Origin of the sequence: Rhodocaloribacter litoris (assembly GCF_011682235.2) — a bacterium.
In the GTDB taxonomy this organism is placed as follows: domain Bacteria; phylum Bacteroidota; class Rhodothermia; order Rhodothermales; family ISCAR-4553; genus Rhodocaloribacter; species Rhodocaloribacter litoris.
This window is the reverse complement of record NZ_CP076718.1, coordinates 2,215,793-2,230,904: the sequence shown is the minus strand read 5'-3', so window position 1 is coordinate 2,230,904 and position 15,112 is coordinate 2,215,793. Positions and strand designations below refer to the sequence as shown.

At 67.2% G+C, this 15,112-nt stretch carries 13 protein-coding genes; 12 read left to right on the top strand and 1 reads right to left on the bottom strand.

Features of this window, described 5'->3' with window-relative positions:
• The first annotated feature begins 20 nt into the window (after nucleotides 1-20).
• From hflX to GQ464_RS09260, 9 genes are all read left to right on the top strand, one after another.
• Nucleotides 21-1,391 carry a GTPase HflX gene (gene hflX / locus GQ464_RS09300; RefSeq protein ID WP_228350747.1) on the top strand — a complete coding sequence of 457 codons (1,371 nt, stop codon included), beginning with the start codon at nucleotides 21-23 and terminating at the stop codon, nucleotides 1,389-1,391.
• 208 nt (nucleotides 1,392-1,599) lie between these two features.
• Nucleotides 1,600-2,268 (top strand): CBS domain-containing protein, encoded by a 669-nt coding sequence (locus GQ464_RS09295; RefSeq protein ID WP_166978453.1) that lies wholly within the window; start codon nucleotides 1,600-1,602, stop codon nucleotides 2,266-2,268.
• Nucleotides 2,269-2,338: 70 nt separating this feature from the next.
• The gene (locus tag GQ464_RS09290) at nucleotides 2,339-2,848 is read left to right on the top strand and encodes a hypothetical protein (RefSeq protein WP_166978451.1); all 510 of its coding nucleotides are present in this window, start codon (nucleotides 2,339-2,341) and stop codon (nucleotides 2,846-2,848) included.
• A 144-nt stretch (nucleotides 2,849-2,992) separates the two neighbouring features.
• The gene (locus tag GQ464_RS09285; RefSeq protein WP_166978449.1) at nucleotides 2,993-6,649 is read left to right on the top strand and encodes a DNA gyrase subunit B; all 3,657 of its coding nucleotides are present in this window, start codon (nucleotides 2,993-2,995) and stop codon (nucleotides 6,647-6,649) included.
• 52 nt (nucleotides 6,650-6,701) lie between these two features.
• Nucleotides 6,702-7,667 carry a glycosyltransferase family 2 protein gene (locus GQ464_RS09280; protein ID WP_166978447.1) on the top strand — a complete coding sequence of 322 codons (966 nt, stop codon included), beginning with the start codon at nucleotides 6,702-6,704 and terminating at the stop codon, nucleotides 7,665-7,667.
• On the top strand, nucleotides 7,667-8,824 hold the full coding sequence (locus GQ464_RS09275) for a glycosyltransferase (RefSeq protein ID WP_166978445.1): 1,158 nt from the start codon (nucleotides 7,667-7,669) through the stop codon (nucleotides 8,822-8,824). Before GQ464_RS09280 ends, GQ464_RS09275 begins: the two co-directional genes overlap by 1 nt.
• A 93-nt stretch (nucleotides 8,825-8,917) precedes the next feature.
• Complete coding sequence (locus tag GQ464_RS09270; protein ID WP_166978443.1) at nucleotides 8,918-9,553, top strand: nucleotidyltransferase family protein; 636 nt, start codon at nucleotides 8,918-8,920, stop codon at nucleotides 9,551-9,553.
• A gap of 39 nt (nucleotides 9,554-9,592) precedes the next feature.
• Nucleotides 9,593-10,423, top strand: a complete 831-nt coding sequence (locus tag GQ464_RS09265) for a class I SAM-dependent methyltransferase (RefSeq protein WP_166978441.1) — start codon at nucleotides 9,593-9,595, stop codon at nucleotides 10,421-10,423.
• Between the two features lie 189 nt (nucleotides 10,424-10,612).
• Entirely contained in the window at nucleotides 10,613-12,313 is a 1,701-nt protein-coding gene (locus GQ464_RS09260; protein ID WP_166978439.1) for a CTP synthase, read from the top strand.
• A gap of 11 nt (nucleotides 12,314-12,324) precedes the next feature.
• Here the strand turns inward: GQ464_RS09260 and GQ464_RS09255 are convergent, their stop codons facing one another.
• Entirely contained in the window at nucleotides 12,325-12,972 is a 648-nt protein-coding gene (locus GQ464_RS09255) for a LexA family protein (RefSeq protein WP_166978437.1), read from the bottom strand.
• 335 nt (nucleotides 12,973-13,307) lie between these two features.
• Here GQ464_RS09255 and mraZ point away from each other — a divergent pair, with 335 nt between their 5' ends.
• The 3 genes from mraZ to GQ464_RS09240 are packed head-to-tail and all read left to right on the top strand — an operon-like array spanning nucleotide 13,308 to nucleotide 15,001.
• A complete protein-coding gene (gene mraZ, locus GQ464_RS09250) occupies nucleotides 13,308-13,751 on the top strand; it encodes a division/cell wall cluster transcriptional repressor MraZ (RefSeq protein WP_166978435.1) in 444 nt (147 codons plus the stop codon).
• Nucleotide 13,752: 1 nt separating this feature from the next.
• Complete coding sequence (rsmH, locus tag GQ464_RS09245; RefSeq protein WP_166978433.1) at nucleotides 13,753-14,751, top strand: 16S rRNA (cytosine(1402)-N(4))-methyltransferase RsmH; 999 nt, start codon at nucleotides 13,753-13,755, stop codon at nucleotides 14,749-14,751.
• 22 nt (nucleotides 14,752-14,773) lie between these two features.
• Nucleotides 14,774-15,001, top strand: coding sequence for a hypothetical protein (locus GQ464_RS09240; protein WP_166978431.1), 228 nt, complete (start codon nucleotides 14,774-14,776; stop codon nucleotides 14,999-15,001).
• The last annotated feature ends 111 nt before the right edge of the window (nucleotides 15,002-15,112 follow it).

Sequence of the window (15,112 nt, the reverse complement as noted above, 5' to 3'; positions counted from 1 at the left end):
TTCACCAAACAGGTGCAGTATTGTATTCAACCCAGCAACGTACGCGCGAGTCCGCCATCCTCGTGGGGGTGATCAAACCCGGGGAGAGCCGGTGGGAGACCGAGGACTCGCTGGACGAACTCGAGCTGCTGGCCGATACGGCCGGGGCCTACGTCACCGACCGCGTCACCCAGTCGCTCAGCCGCATCAACGCGGCCACGTATGTGGGCAAGGGCAAGGTCGAAGTCCTGCGGCGCCTCGTCGCCGAGCGGGGCACCGACCTGGTCATCTTCGACGACGACCTCTCGCCCGTGCAGATCCGCAACCTGGAGCGGGCCCTCCAGTGCAAGCTCGTCGACCGCACGGCCCTCATCCTCGACATCTTTGCCAGCCGTGCCCAGACGGCCGTGGCCAAGACGCAGGTGGAGCTGGCCCAGCTCGATTACCTCCGCACGCGACTGACCCGGCAGTGGACGCACCTCTCCCGGCAGAAAGGGGGCATCGGCACGAAGGGGCCGGGTGAGACGCAGATTGAGACGGACCGCCGCCTCATCGGCTATCGCATGGCCACGCTCCGACGCCGCCTCGAAGAGATCGACCGGCAGCGGACCACCCAGCGCCAGCGCCGCGAGGCCTTCACCCGCGTCTCCCTCGTGGGCTATACCAATGCCGGTAAGTCCACGCTGATGAATGCCCTGGCCGATGCCGGCGTGCTGGCCGAGAACCGTCTCTTTGCCACACTCGACGCCACCACGCGCCTGGTGGCCCTGGCGCCGAACAAACAGGTGCTCCTCTCCGACACGGTGGGCTTCATCCGCAAACTCCCCCACCGGCTCATCGAAAGCTTCAAGAGCACACTCGACGAAGTGCGCGAGAGCGATGTGCTGTTGCACCTCGTCGATGCCACCCACCCGCGCTTCGAGGATCAGATCCGCGTCGTCCAGGCAACCCTGAAGGAGCTGGGGGCGCATGAGAAACCGGCGCTGCTGGTGTTCAATAAGATAGACGCACTCCGGGAGCACGGCCTGCTCGGCGCCCTTCGCGAGGAATACCCGGAGAGCGCCTTCGTGTCGGCGCTGCGGGGCATCGGGCTCGGGGAACTCAAACAGAAGCTGCTCGCGTTGATCGAGCGCGACTACGTCGAACGGGTGGTCTACGTGCCGGTGGCCGAAGCCCGTACGCTGGCCCACCTCCGGCAGGTCGCCGACGTGGTGTCCGAGGCCTACCTGTATGCACAGGACGGCAGGGAGGTGCTGCCCGTCGCCCGGCTCCATTTGCGCGCCAGCCCCCGCGTTTTTCTCGATCTGAAGCCGGCGCTGGAGGCCTACGCCGGCCTGCGCCCGCTGCCCGAAGCGGCCGTGCAGGGCGCCGGCCTCCCGGCGGGCACGCACCGGGCCGCCTCCCGATTGTAAATTTTCCCCTTTCGGGACAGGGGCATTTAGAAGTGCTTGCGCTTGGCCGATGCATTTTGTAAATCCCGGTGAGCGCATGCCGTGGACGGGCGCTCCCAGAAGCCCTTCCGAGAAACGGCACGATGCTTGATGAAACAAAGGGTAGTCCGAGGCTGCAAAGCAATGCATCCACTTTGACGAGCCGACATGCCTGCCTGCTCTTGCTAACATGAACATTGCTGATCTCATAAGCCAGGCGACGCCGCCGCTGAAACCGACCGACACGGTCGAGTTTGCGCTGGGGTTGCTGATGGAGTTTCGGGTACGTCATCTGCCCGTGGTCGATGACGAGCGGAAGCTGCTTGGTGTGGTTTCGGAAGATCAGCTTCTCGAGACGGCCGGGCCCGACGTCCGGCTGGGCACCATGATGGGGCCGGAGCCCGTCGCGGCCCGCCCGGATACCCACATTTTCGACGCCACGAAGCTCATGATCGAGCACGACATGACGGCCCTCCCGGTGGCCGATGCCACCGGCCGGTACGTCGGGCTCGTCCAGCGGCATGACCTCTTCGAACAGTTCGCCCGGATGCTGTCCACCAACGAGACCGGGGCCATCCTCTCGCTCGAGATCGAGCCGCGGGACTATGCCCTCTCGAAGCTCATCTACACGATCGAACAGAACGACGTCCGGGTGCTGTCCATCTCCACGGAGCCGGCCAATGCCCATCCGGACGGCAAGCGACGGGTGACGGTCAAGCTCAACGTCACCGATGCCGCGCGGGTCCGGCACATGCTCGAGCACCAGGGCTATCACGTCGTGGCCAGCTTCGGCGAAGACGAGGACGACGAGGACTTCCTCTACCGCATCCAGGAGTTCATGCGCTACCTGGAAGTCTGACATGGCCGGCCCGTGCGGCGGTATCCGGCCGGCAGGGCAACCGCTTTCCCCGGGAACGATCCGTATGCCTATGGACGCCGAAGACCGGTCTCCGGCCGATGCAGCCGTCTTGAGAACGATGGTGCTCCTGGCTTCTTTTTCGACGGCGGCCGAGGTCTGGAAAGACATGATCGAGCGGCGGGCCGGGCGAGATCCGGCGGCCCAGGAAGCGGCGGGGATCGTCCGCCCTTTTCTGTGGGATGCCGCCCGCGGGGTGGATGCGATCCTTCTGCAACTCCAGGGACGCCTCGCCTGCCTGCCGGCCCCCGACGAACCCCGCCTGCCCGGGCTCGTGCGCCGTTTCGAGGACCTGATGGCCCTGCGCCGGCTTGCCCGGCTCCTCCATCTCGTGCACCAGCGCCTGATGAGCCTGTACCCCGCCGTGTCCGAGACACTCGTGGAGCGGGCCCGGGTGCTGCAGCGGTCGGCGGAGGCCCTGCTCGAGGCGGGCACGCCGTTCGAAGACACCCTGGCAGGTTTCCTGCCCGAAGCCTTCCGCTTTACGGCCCGGTTGCGCGCCGAACTCGCCGAGCGCGGGTGACGCCGCGGAGCCGCCCGCAAAAAAGCCCTTCTTCCAAGAACACGAGGCCCCTCTGGCGCGTTCCAGATCGGCTTGCGGCAGGGCGCGTCTCCGGAAAGCGTCGTCGCCGTCGAACCGATTCCCCTGTCTATCACGCAACGTTTTATGAGCCAATCCGAAGCGCGAACCAACGGCTATAGTGCCCAGAGCATCCAGGTGTTGGAGGGTCTGGAGGCGGTGCGAAAACGCCCGGCCATGTACATCGGCGATGTGGGCATCCGGGGCCTGCACCACCTCGTCTATGAAGTCGTCGACAACGCCATCGACGAGGCCCTGGCCGGCTACTGCAACCGCATCGAGGTCATCATCAACGAGGACGGCTCGGTCACCGTGCGGGACAACGGGCGCGGGATCCCGGTCGACATCCACCCCTCCGAAGGGCGCTCGGCCCTGGAGGTCGTCATGACCACCCTGCACGCCGGCGGCAAGTTCGACAAGAACACCTACAAGGTCTCCGGCGGGTTGCACGGTGTCGGCGTCTCGTGCGTCAACGCCCTCTCCACCGAACTCATCGCCACGGTGAAGCGGGACGGCTACGTGTGGCGGCAGCGCTATCAGAAAGGGCATCCCATCACCGAGGTCGAGCAGATCCGCCCGCTCGAGCCCGGCGAGGAGACGGGCACCGAGGTGCAGTTCTGGCCCGACGGCTCCATCTTCCAGACCACCGAGTTCCGGTTCGACACCCTGGCCGAACGCCTGCGCGAGCTCGCCTATCTGAACCGAAACGTCTACATCGCCATCGAAGACCGGCGCGAAGAAGACGAGAACCTCCGGCGCGAAGAGTACCACTTCGAAGGCGGTATCGTCGAGTTCGTCGACTACCTCGACGAGACGCGCACCCCCATCATCGAAGAAACCATCTATATCGCCGACGAGGAGGCCGAGGTGCCCGTCGAGCTGGCGATGCGGTACAATGCCGGCTACACCGAGAACGTGCTTTCCTTCGTCAACAACATCAACACGCACGAGGGGGGGACGCACATCTCGGGCTTCCGGCGGGCCCTCACCCGCACGCTCAAGACGTACGCCGAGCAGAACAACCTGCTCAAGAACGTCAAGTTCGAGCTCTCCGGCGACGACTTTCGCGAGGGGCTCACGGCCGTGCTCTCGGTCAAGGTGGCCGAGCCGCAGTTCGAGGGGCAGACGAAGACCAAGCTCGGCAACTCCGAGGTGCAGGGTGCCGTCGAGTCGCTCGTGAGCGAGAAGCTGAAGATCTGGCTGGAAGATCATCCCCGGGAGGCGAAGAAGATCATCGACAAGGTGGTGCTGGCGGCCCAGGCCCGCGCCGCCGCCCGGAAGGCCCGCGAGCTCGTCCAGCGCAAGAGTGCCTTCGGCAGCGGCGGCCTGCCCGGCAAGCTGGCCGACTGCGCCTCCCGGGATCCGGCCGTGTGCGAGCTTTATCTGGTGGAGGGGGATTCCGCCGGGGGCTCGGCCAAACAGGCCCGCGACCGGCATTTCCAGGCCATCCTCCCGCTGCGCGGCAAGATCCTCAACGTCGAAAAAGCCCGGCTGGACAAGGTGCTGGCCAACGAGGAGATCAAAAACATCGTCACGGCGCTCGGCACCGGGCTGGCCACTACGTCCGAAGACTTCGACCTCGCCGGCCTGCGTTACCACAAGATCATCCTGATGAGCGTGGACGCCGAAGAACACGTCTTCGTGCGCGGCCCACAGGGCGTGCGCATGGTCAAGATTGGCGCGTTCATCGATGAGGCGCTGCCCGGCCCGGCGGGCGACGGTTACGACAAGCGCTCCGGCGAGGATCTGGGGGACGTCCTGTGCTTCGACGTGGACACCCATGAGGTGCGCTTCCGGCCCATCAAAAGCGTGATCCGGCACCCGGTGGACGAGCCGCTCTTTCAGGTCGAGACGGCCTACGGGCGCTCCGTGCGGGTGACGGCCAGCCACAGCGTGTTCGTCTACGAGGACGGCGCGGTGCGGCTCAAGCGCGGCGACGCCCTGCGCGTCGGGGATCGGGTGGTGGCTCCGCGCCGGCTGGCGCTCCCGGCACAGGCCCCGGAGGCCCTCGACCTGTTGCGGCTTCTGCACGCGGTGCCGGAGGCGGCTCGCCAGGTATGGGTGCGCGGCGCCGGCGTTGAGGCATGGTACCGGGCACGCGTACGGGCCGAGTATGAAGACCGGCCGGCCATGACGGCCCCGCGGGTGAGCGTCCCCGAGGCGGTGGGCCACCGGACGGCCGCCCTGCGGCGCGCTTCCGGGCGGACGAACCGGGATCTCTGTGAAGCCATCGGCATCCGCCAGCCCGCGACGTTCTACGCCTGGGAGCGCGGCACCTCGCGCCCGCAGCTCGACCACTGGCAGGCCTACCTCACGGCGATCGGCGCCGACGTGGAGACGGTGATGGAGGAGGTGGAGGTGGGACCGAGCCGGCTGGACCGCACCTGGGACGAACAGTACCGGGGCGCGCCGGCCAACCGGGTGCGGCCCTACGTGTGCCTCGCCGACCTCGATGCCTCCGACCTGGACTGGTTCGACGGGCGCGACGACGTGATGCTGACGCCCGTACACTACCAGACGCACGGTATCCCCCGCTATCTCCCCGTTACGCCCGACCTCATGACCCTGCTCGGCTTCTACCTGGCCGAAGGGTCCTGCTCGGAGCGCGGCGGAGTGCGCTGGACCATCGGTAAGCGGAACCGGCAGGTGCTGCCGGAGATGCGCCAGGCGCTCGAACGGGTCTTCGGGCTTCCCCCCCGCGTGTACGAACCCAACGGACGTGCCGGAGAGATGAAGCTGGTCAACCGTGTGGTGGCCCTCGTCTGGCAACACGTCTTCGGGTTCGATGGCGCCACCGCCGCGACCAAAACCATTCCCGATCTCGTGTTCAACGTGTCCGAGCCGTTGCGCAGGGCGTTCCTGCGGGGCTACCTTCTCGGCGACGGGACGGTGACGGGCGGGCGCCTCTCGTTCTCCACGGTCTCCCGCGATCTGGCCAGCGGCCTGATGTACCTGCTCTCGTCGCTGGGGGTCGTGGCGTCCCTCTCGAGCCGGGATCCCGACGGGGTGGTCCGTGAGATCCGGGGCGCTCCGTGCCAGACCCGGCATCGGTGCTGGTCCGTGACGGTGACGGCCCGCGAGGATCTCGAACGCCTGCAGCCGGTCTGGGCCGGCTTGCCGGGCAGCGACGCCATCGAAGCGCGGCTGGACAGCCCCCACCCTTCGGTCAACCGCTCGTTCGAGCCGATCGGCGGCGATCTGATCGCGGTGCCCATCCGGGCCATCACCGAAGTCGAAGCCACCAACGGGCAGGTGTACGACTTCTCCGTGGAGGCGGACGAAAACTTCGTCGCCGGCATCGGCGGCCTCTGCTGCCACAACACGGATGCCGACGTGGACGGGGCCCACATTCGCACGCTTCTGCTGACGTTCTTCTACCGGCAGCTCCGCCCGCTCGTGGAGCAGGGCCACATCTATGTGGCGCTGCCGCCGCTCTACAAGGTCAAGCAGGGCAAGGACGAGCGCTATGCATGGACCGACGAGGAAATGCAGGCCATCGTCCGCGAGATGAACGAGGCGGGGCGCGGCAAGGTCGTCGTCCAGCGCTACAAGGGTCTCGGGGAGATGAATCCGGAGCAGCTCTGGGAGACGACGATGGACCCCGAGACGCGCGTGCTCCAGCAGGTGACGATCGAGGACGCCGCGGCCGCCGACCGGATCTTCTCCACCCTCATGGGGGACGCCGTCGAGCCGCGCCGCAAGTTCATCGAGCGCAACGCCAAGTACGCCACCATCGACGCCTGAGCCGCAGGCGGGGGCGCCCCGCCGGATCGTCCGCCGCCTGCCCTTCCGCCGCATGGAGAACCCCGAACTGAGCATCATCGTCCCCGTCCTGGACGAGGCGGCTTCTCTGCCCGAGCTGGCCCGCCGCCTCCGGGACGTGTGCGGGCGGGCCGGGTACCGTTTCGAAGTGTGGCTCGTCGACGACGGCTCGACCGACGGCTCGTGGGAGGTCATCGAACGCCTGCATGAGGACGACCCCCGCTTCCTGGGGCTGCGCTTCCGGCGCAATTACGGCAAGTCGGCCGCGCTGGCCGTCGGCTTCGAACGGGCCCGCGGGCGCTACGTCGTCACGCTGGATGCCGACCTGCAGGACGATCCCGAGGAGATCCCGGCCCTGATCGAGCTCCTCGAAAGCGGGCACGACCTCGTCAGCGGCTGGAAGAAAAAACGGCGCGATCCGCTCAGCAAGACCATCCCCAGCCGGTTCTTCAACTTCATCACCCGCATTATCTCCGGCATCCCGCTCCACGACTTCAACTGCGGGCTGAAGGCCTACCGCCGTGAGGTGGTCAAGAGCGTGCGGATCTACGGCGAACTGCACCGGTACATCCCGGTCCTGGCGAAGTGGGAGGGCTTCGACCGTATCACCGAGAAGCCGGTTGCCCATCATCCGCGGCAATACGGGCGGACGAAGTTCGGTCTCGAGCGCTTCATCCGGGGCTTTCTGGACCTGCTCACGGTGCTGTTCATGACGCGCTTTGCCGCCCGTCCGATGCATTTCTTCGGCACGCTCGGCACGCTGGCCTTCATCGGGGGGTTCCTCGTCAGCCTCTGGATCACCCTCGACAAGCTCATCTTCGGCAACTACATCGGCGACCGGCCGCTGTTGCTGCTCGGGGTGTTGCTCATCCTCGTCGGCGTGCAGATGTTTACGACCGGGCTCATCGGTGAAATACTGGTTCGCCCGCGCATGGAGCGCACCGAGGCCTACCAGATTCGGGAAGCCCTGTTGCCGGACGAACAGGCGGAAGCGGTCTGATGGCGACGGCCGCCGGGAAACGACTCGTGTTACTGGGGCCGGTGTATCCGTTCCGGGGGGGCATCGCGCACTTCACGGAGGCGATGTACCGGGGGCTGCGGGCGCGCGGGCACACGGTCGAGGCGGTCACGTTCTCCCGCCAGTATCCCCGGGTGCTCTTTCCGGGTAAGACGCAGTATGAGGCCGCACGGCCGGCCGACCCGGTGCCGGCCGTGCGGCTGCTGGACAGCGTCAACCCGGTGAGCTGGCTTCGTACGGCCCGGTACATCGCCCGTCGCCGTCCCGCCGCCGTCCTGCTGGCGTACTGGATGCCGTTCTTCGCCCCGGCTTTCGGCACCGTGGTCCGGTATCTGCGCCGGCGGGGTATCCCTTCGGTCGCGGTCGTGCACAACGCCCTGCCGCACGAGCGACGGCCGGGGGATCGGGTGCTGGGCCGCTATGCCCTCCGGGCCTGTGCCGGGTACGTCACCCTCTCCGATGCCGTGACGCGCGACCTGGCCGTTCTCGGGGTGCGCGGGCCGGTGCGGCAGGTGGTGCACCCCGTCTATGACCGGTTCGGCTCCCCCGTGCCGAAGGCGGCGGCGCGGGCCGCGCTGGGTCTTCCGCTCGAGGCGCCGGTAGTGCTCTTCTTCGGCTTCGTGCGCCGGTACAAGGGGCTCCACGTTCTCCTCGACGCCCTGCCCCACGTCCTCCGCACGCTGCCCGACGTGCGGCTCGTCGTGGCCGGCGAGTTCTACGAGGACGAGGCGCCGTACCGCGAGCAGATCGCCGCCCACGGCCTCGAGACCCGTGTGGTGATGCACGCCGAATACATACCGGACGACGCCGTGGCGACCTATTTCTCCGCGGCCGATCTGGTGGTGCAGCCCTACGTTTCTGCCACGCAGAGCGGGGTGGTGCAGATCGCCTACCACTTCGAACGGCCGGTCGTGGTCACCGACGTGGGCGGGCTGGCCGAGGTGGTGCCGCACGGGCGGGCCGGCCTGGTGGTGCCGCCCGGCGACCCGCGGGCCCTCGCCGGCGCGATCCTGCGCTTCTTCCGGGAGAACCTGTCCGAACGGCTGGTCGCGGGTGTCCGAACCGAGAAGCAGAGATATGGCTGGACGCCCCTCCTCGAAGCCCTCGAAGCGCTGATTTCGCCGGGCGCCGGACGTTGAACGGCGATCAGGCGGAACGTCCGGCGGGGTGCGTAGTGCCTGGGAGAAAGGTTTGCTGGTACGACAGGGGATAGGTCCCCGCATCGAGGCGGCATGAACGAAACCCGTCCGCGCGAGAAGCTGCCGGTCGTCGTCCTGTGCGCAGGAGGGACGCCCCTGACGGGCGCTCTCGTGCACTACCTGCAGGTACGGGGGTTCGCCGAGATCGTGCTGGCCGGTGTTCCGGAAGGGCATCCCGGCTGGAACAGCGGCGGGGTGCACGCCGTGCCGGAAGACGGGACGGCGGCGCTTGGGGCGGCGGTCCGGGTGGTCGCCCGCCGTACCCCGCTCATCGTGTGGCGGGGCGATACGTTTTTCACGGGAGATCCGGACTGGCTCGTCGCGTTCCATGTTCTCCGGAAAGCCCCGGTCACGCTGGCGCTGGTCCGGGCGTCGCGGCCCGGGCGTTTCCTCATCGTGGAGACGGGAGAAAAGGGCGTGGTGACGGCACTCCGCGACGCCACGCCGGCGGCGGAGGCGGCCTGGGTGTACGCCGGTGTGGCCGTGTGTGCGCCGTCTTTTCTGGATACCCTGCCGGCGGGCGAGACGGTTTCCGTCGAGCGGGTGCTGTCCCGCCGGGTCGGGAGCGGGCTCTACGGCTGTCGTTTTCCCGCCGCCCGCTGCTTCGATCTCCACCGGCCGGAGGAGGCCGCACAGGCAGCGGCCCTCCTGGACACCTACCCGCGCTGATCCGGTGTTGTTTTGACGGTTCCGGCGTATCTTCCGGCCATGCGATACGATCCCGTCAAGGACCGGCTCGGTGCGTTCTTCAGCCGCCGGCCGCTGCTTCAGAAGCTCTTCTACCGTCTCCTCGACCTCTTCTTCCTGCGGTCGTGGTACGTGCGCCGTGAGGTGAAGCGGTTGCTCGGGGCCTACCCGTCGTCGCGCCGCCTCGACGTGCTCGACGCCGGGACCGGCTTCGGGCAGTATGCCTATTTCATCGCCCGCACCTTTCCCAACGCCCGCGTCCTGGCCGTCGACGTCAAGCACGACTACCTCGAAAACGCCCGGCGCTTCTTCGCGCGAACGCCCTGTGCCGACCGGGTGACGCTGGCCTGCGAGGACCTCACCGATCTGAAGGCCGAGGGGCCCTTCGACCTCATCCTCTCGGTGGATGTGATGGAGCACATCGAGGACGACCGCGCCGTCTTCCGCCATTTCGCCCGGGTACTCCGGCCGGGCGGGCACGTGCTCATCAACACCCCCTCGGACCTGGGCGGCTCTGACGTCCACGCGGCCGGCGAAGAAGGCTTCATCGAGGAGCACGTCCGCGACGGCTACAACCGCGACGAGCTCGCCGCCAAGTTGCGCGAAGCCGGGCTGGAGCCGGTGCGCGCCCGCTACACGTACGGCCCGCCCGGGGCGCTGGCCTGGCGCCTGATGATCAAGTACCCGATGCTGTTGCTCGGGAAAAGCTGGCTCTTTGCGCTGGTGCTGCCCCTCTATTACCTGCCCGTGTTGCCGCTGGGGATGCTCCTGCATGCCCTCGACCTGCGCGGCGAGCACGCGGCCGGCACGGGGCTGCTCGTCCTCGCCCGGAAGCCGGCGGCGTCCGCCTAGACGGGCTTTCCGGCAAACTTTCACGGTCCGTCCGGTGAACCTTCACGCGGTTCCTTCCATACAATCCGGGAATGCCGTATTTTAGGCGGGCACCTCTGAACGTTTTTCGTGCCCACCGCCTGTGGGAATCGCCCCGTCGCGGCGAGACGGATCCGGCGGTCTTCGCTTTCACACAAACCGGTAGGGACCGTGCAGACCAAGTACATCTTCGTGACCGGCGGCGTCACGTCTTCGCTGGGGAAAGGGATCATCTGTGCCTCGCTCGGGCGGTTGCTCGAGGCCCGGGGCCTGCGGGTGACGATCCAGAAGTTCGATCCGTACATCAACGTCGATCCCGGGACGATGAACCCGTACGAGCACGGCGAGGTGTACGTCACCGACGACGGGGCCGAAACCGACCTGGACCTCGGCCACTACGAGCGGTTTCTGGGGGAACCCACCAGCCAGGCCAACAACGTCACCACCGGGCGGATCTATCTGGAGGTCATCACGAAGGAGCGGGCCGGGGCCTACCTGGGCAAGACCGTGCAGGTCGTCCCCCACATCATCGACGAGATCAAGGCCTGGATGCTCAAACTCGGCGAGACGGGCCGCTACGACGTGGTCATCACCGAGATCGGCGGTACCGTGGGTGACATCGAGAGCCAGCCCTACCTCGAAGCCATCCGGCAGCTCCGCTACGAGCTCGGCGTGCGCAACACGCTCAACGTACACCTGACGCTGGTGCCGTTCCTCGAAGCCGCCGGCGAGCTGAAGACCAAGCCCACCCAGCACTCGGTCAAGACGCTGCTTTCCTACGGGCTTCAGCCGGACGTGCTCGTCTGCCGTGCCGATCGTCCCCTCGACGATGGTCTCCGCCGCAAGATCGCGCTCTTCTGTAACGTCGAGCCGCGCGCCGTCATCACCGCCCGCGACGCCGAGTCGATCTACGAGGTGCCGCTGCTGATGGAGGAGGAGGGCCTGGACGACATCGTCATCGAACGCCTCCGCATCGCCGAAGACCTGGGACCGGACCGGGAGCTGACCGAGCCCCGGATGGAGGGGTGGATCGAGTTTCTGCGCCGGCTCAAGTCTCCGAAGGGAACCGTCCGCATCGCGCTCGTCGGGAAGTACGTCGCGCATCAGGATGCCTACAAGTCGATCAGCGAGAGCTTCACGCTGGCCGGGGCCGAACACGAGGTGCAGGTGGAGGTCAAGTACGTCCTTTCGGACGACCTCACCGAGGAGAACGTTGCCGAGGTGCTGGGCGACGTGGCCGGGGTGCTCGTGGCACCCGGCTTCGGCGAGCGCGGCATCGAGGGGAAGATCCGGGCCATCCGCTACGCCCGGGAGAACGACCTGCCCTTCTTCGGCATCTGCCTGGGCATGCAGTGCGCCGTCATCGAGTTTGCGCGCAACGTCTGTCGCTGGGAAAACGCCCACTCGACCGAGTTCGACCCGGAGACGCCCTATCCGGTCATCGACCTGATGGAGGAGCAGAAACGCATCGCCGACAAGGGCGGCACCATGCGGCTCGGTGCCTACGACTGCTATGTGATCGACGGCTCGCGCGCCCGCGCCATCTACGGTGTGGCCGATGTAAAGGAGCGCCACCGCCATCGCTACGAGCTGAACAACGTGCTCCGCTACAAGCTGCTCGAGCACGGCATGCACTTCACCGGGATCAACCCGACGCGCGACCTGGTCGAGATCATCGAGCTGCCGGAGAAGCGGTGGTTCATCGGGGTGCAGTTTCACCCGGAGTACAAGAGTGTCGTCGGGCGGCCCCACCCGCTCTTCCTGTCGTTCGTCGAGGCGTGCGTGGCGTACGCGAAGGAAAAGGACATGGTGAAGACGCCCCGCCGCCCGCGCCGGGAGAAGGTGCTCCAGCTCGCCTCCGTGAAGGTTTGAGGGGCCCGGGTTCAGAGGCGCCGCATCACCCCGATGACGCGGCCGATGACGTGGCAGCGCGGGTCGTCCGGCGCAAACGTCTCCTCGGTGTAGTTGCGGTCGGCCGGGCGGAGGTGTAGCCGTCCGTTGGCGAAGAAGAACCGGCGGGCGTGGAGGGCTTCTTCGATGAGGACGGCCGCCACCTCGCCGTTCCGCAGGTCTTTCCAGCGCATCTCTTCGACGATCAGAAAGTCGCCCTTGTGGATGCCGTCGCCGTTCATGCCGTCGTCCCCGGCGCGGGCGATGAGGCAGTGCTCGGGTTCCCGGACGCCGCGCAGGAAGTAGGGATCCACCGTGAGGAAGCCGCTCGGGCGTTCGCGTAACCGCTCCGGTGCATGGCTGGCGGTGCGGCTGACGACGAGCAGGCTGGGCGCGGGGTCGTCCAGGCGGAAGGGGTCCTCGTCCATGTCGACCAGGCGGAGCCCCCGGGCGGCGTGGGCCTCCCGTTCCAGGTACCCTTTCTGCTCCAGGGCCCGCACCAGCTTCGAGACCGCGTTGACCGAGCGAACGCCCAGTGCCGTGCCGATTTCCTGGAGGGTCGGCGGCTTCCGGTGCCGCCGCATGTAGGCACGGATGAACTCGAAGGTTTCGTTCTGGCGTTCCGTGAGCCGGGCTTTCATACAGGGAGGACGGATATATGTGCAGCGGGGAGGACAGGGGCAAAATACGGCGGGGTGAATATTTTTTCACTTCATATTTCAGACATGTGTATGACATATTTTGAACAGGTGTAAATAATATCACCTTTCTGTTTTGGTGGATATGTTCGGGCGGGTGTGGGATGTGTGCAGGGAGGGGTTCGGGGGGTCTCTGTGGGAAAAAATCCTTATTTACGCCTCGAAAACCTTGACTTTTCGGATCCATGATGTACCTTGGGGGAGGTGTGGGGAATTGTGGGGAAAAATCCCAGCTCTGAACCACGCCGGTGGGTGCAGGGAAGACCGGCCGCGGGATCATGGCGCGCTTCAAAGGACAGGCATCGTACTCGGTCGACAGCAAGGGTCGCGTCGCGATCCCGGCCAAGATGCGCAGTGCCATGAACCCGGAGGCCAAGAACACCTTCACCATCACCCGTGGCTTCGAGCAGTGCATCTTCCTGTATCCGCTTGACAAGTGGGAGGCGATCGAGGATGAGTTCGAGCAGTTGAACCTGTACCAGCGGGAGTCGCGTGACTTCGTGCGGATCATCCTCATGTGGGCGGAGGAAGTCACGCTGGACGGGCAGGGGCGCGTCCGGATTCCGGAGACCCTGATGGACTATGCCCGGATCACCGACAAGGCGCTCATCATCGGCGCCCTCGATCATATCGAGATCTGGAATCCGGAGCTGTTCGACGCCTACATCAACAGCAAGGCCGAGCGGTATGAGACGCTGGCCGAGCAGGTGATGGGGGTATGAGATGCATGCTGAACCAGACCATGACGACGCACGGGGGCCGGCGGACCCGATGCGGTACGCCACCGGCTACCATGCGCCCGTTCTTTGCAAGGCTGTAGTAGAGGGCCTCGTGACCGATCCGGACGGGGTGTATGTGGATGCCACGCTCGGCGGCGGAGGGCACACGGCGGCCCTGCTCGACGTGCTTGCGCCCGGGGGGCGGGTCATCGGTCTCGACCGGGATCCCGCGGCGCTGGCGGCCGTCCGGGCGCGCCTGCCGGCCGAGATCGAGCGGGGGCGCCTGCACCTCGTCGAAGGCAACTTCGCCGAGCTGGAAGCGCTGCTGGCCGAAGGCGGGCAGGGGCCCGTGGACGGCGTGCTGGCGGACCTGGGGGTGTCCTCGCACCAGTTCGACACGCCGGAACGGGGCTTCAGCTTTCGGACCGAGGGGCCGCTCGACATGCGGATGAACCCGCACACCGGCTACACGGCCAGCGACGTCGTCAACGCCTGGGAAGAGCAGGCGCTGCGCCGGGTGTTGCGGGTCTACGGCGAGGAGCCCCGGGCGGCGCATATCGCCCGGGCCATCGTGGCGGCCCGGCCGCTGGCAACGACGACGGCACTGGCGGACGTCGTGCGGCGCGTCACCCCGGCCCGGGACGAGGTGAAGACCCTGGCCCGGGTCTTCCAGGCCATCCGCATCGCCGTCAACGGCGAACTGGAGGCCCTGGAACGGTTGCTGGCCGGTGCGGCCCGGGTGCTGCGTCCCGGCGGTCGCCTCGCCGTCATCAGCTACCACTCGCTCGAAGACCGGCGGGTGAAGCGGATGCTCCGGTACGGCAACCTGGAGGGGCGCCCGGTCCGGGACCTCTACGGCAACCTGCTTTCCCCCTGGCGGGAGTTGACGCGTCACCCGGTTCTGCCCGGCGACGCCGAGCGGGCCGCCAACCCCCGGGCGCGGAGTGCGCGCCTCCGCCTGGCCGAGCGCCGGCCCGAGGCCCCTCCCACCGGTTTCCCCTGATCCATCCCAAACCCGTTTCGCCATGTTCACCACCGACCCGGACATCTGCCGCTGGCTCGCCTCGCTCGGCTACGAGCTCGAGGGACGGTCCCGGTCGAGCCTGGAAGCCCTCTTCCTGCGGGAAGCGCAGCAGTGGGAGCTGCCGCCACCGGTGCTGGCTGCCCTGATCCGGGACGAAGGGCTGAAGCTCGACGCGACCGGCCGGGCCGTCCGGCACGGCGAACCGGTCTGGTCCTCCCTGGCCGCCTGACCTGACGTTTGAAACATGCCGACTCCCAGAACCAAGAAGACCGGAGCCGGGCGGCGCAAGCCCCGCTTTACGCGGGCGCGCCCGGCCGCGAGCAAGCCGGCGGCCCCGCCC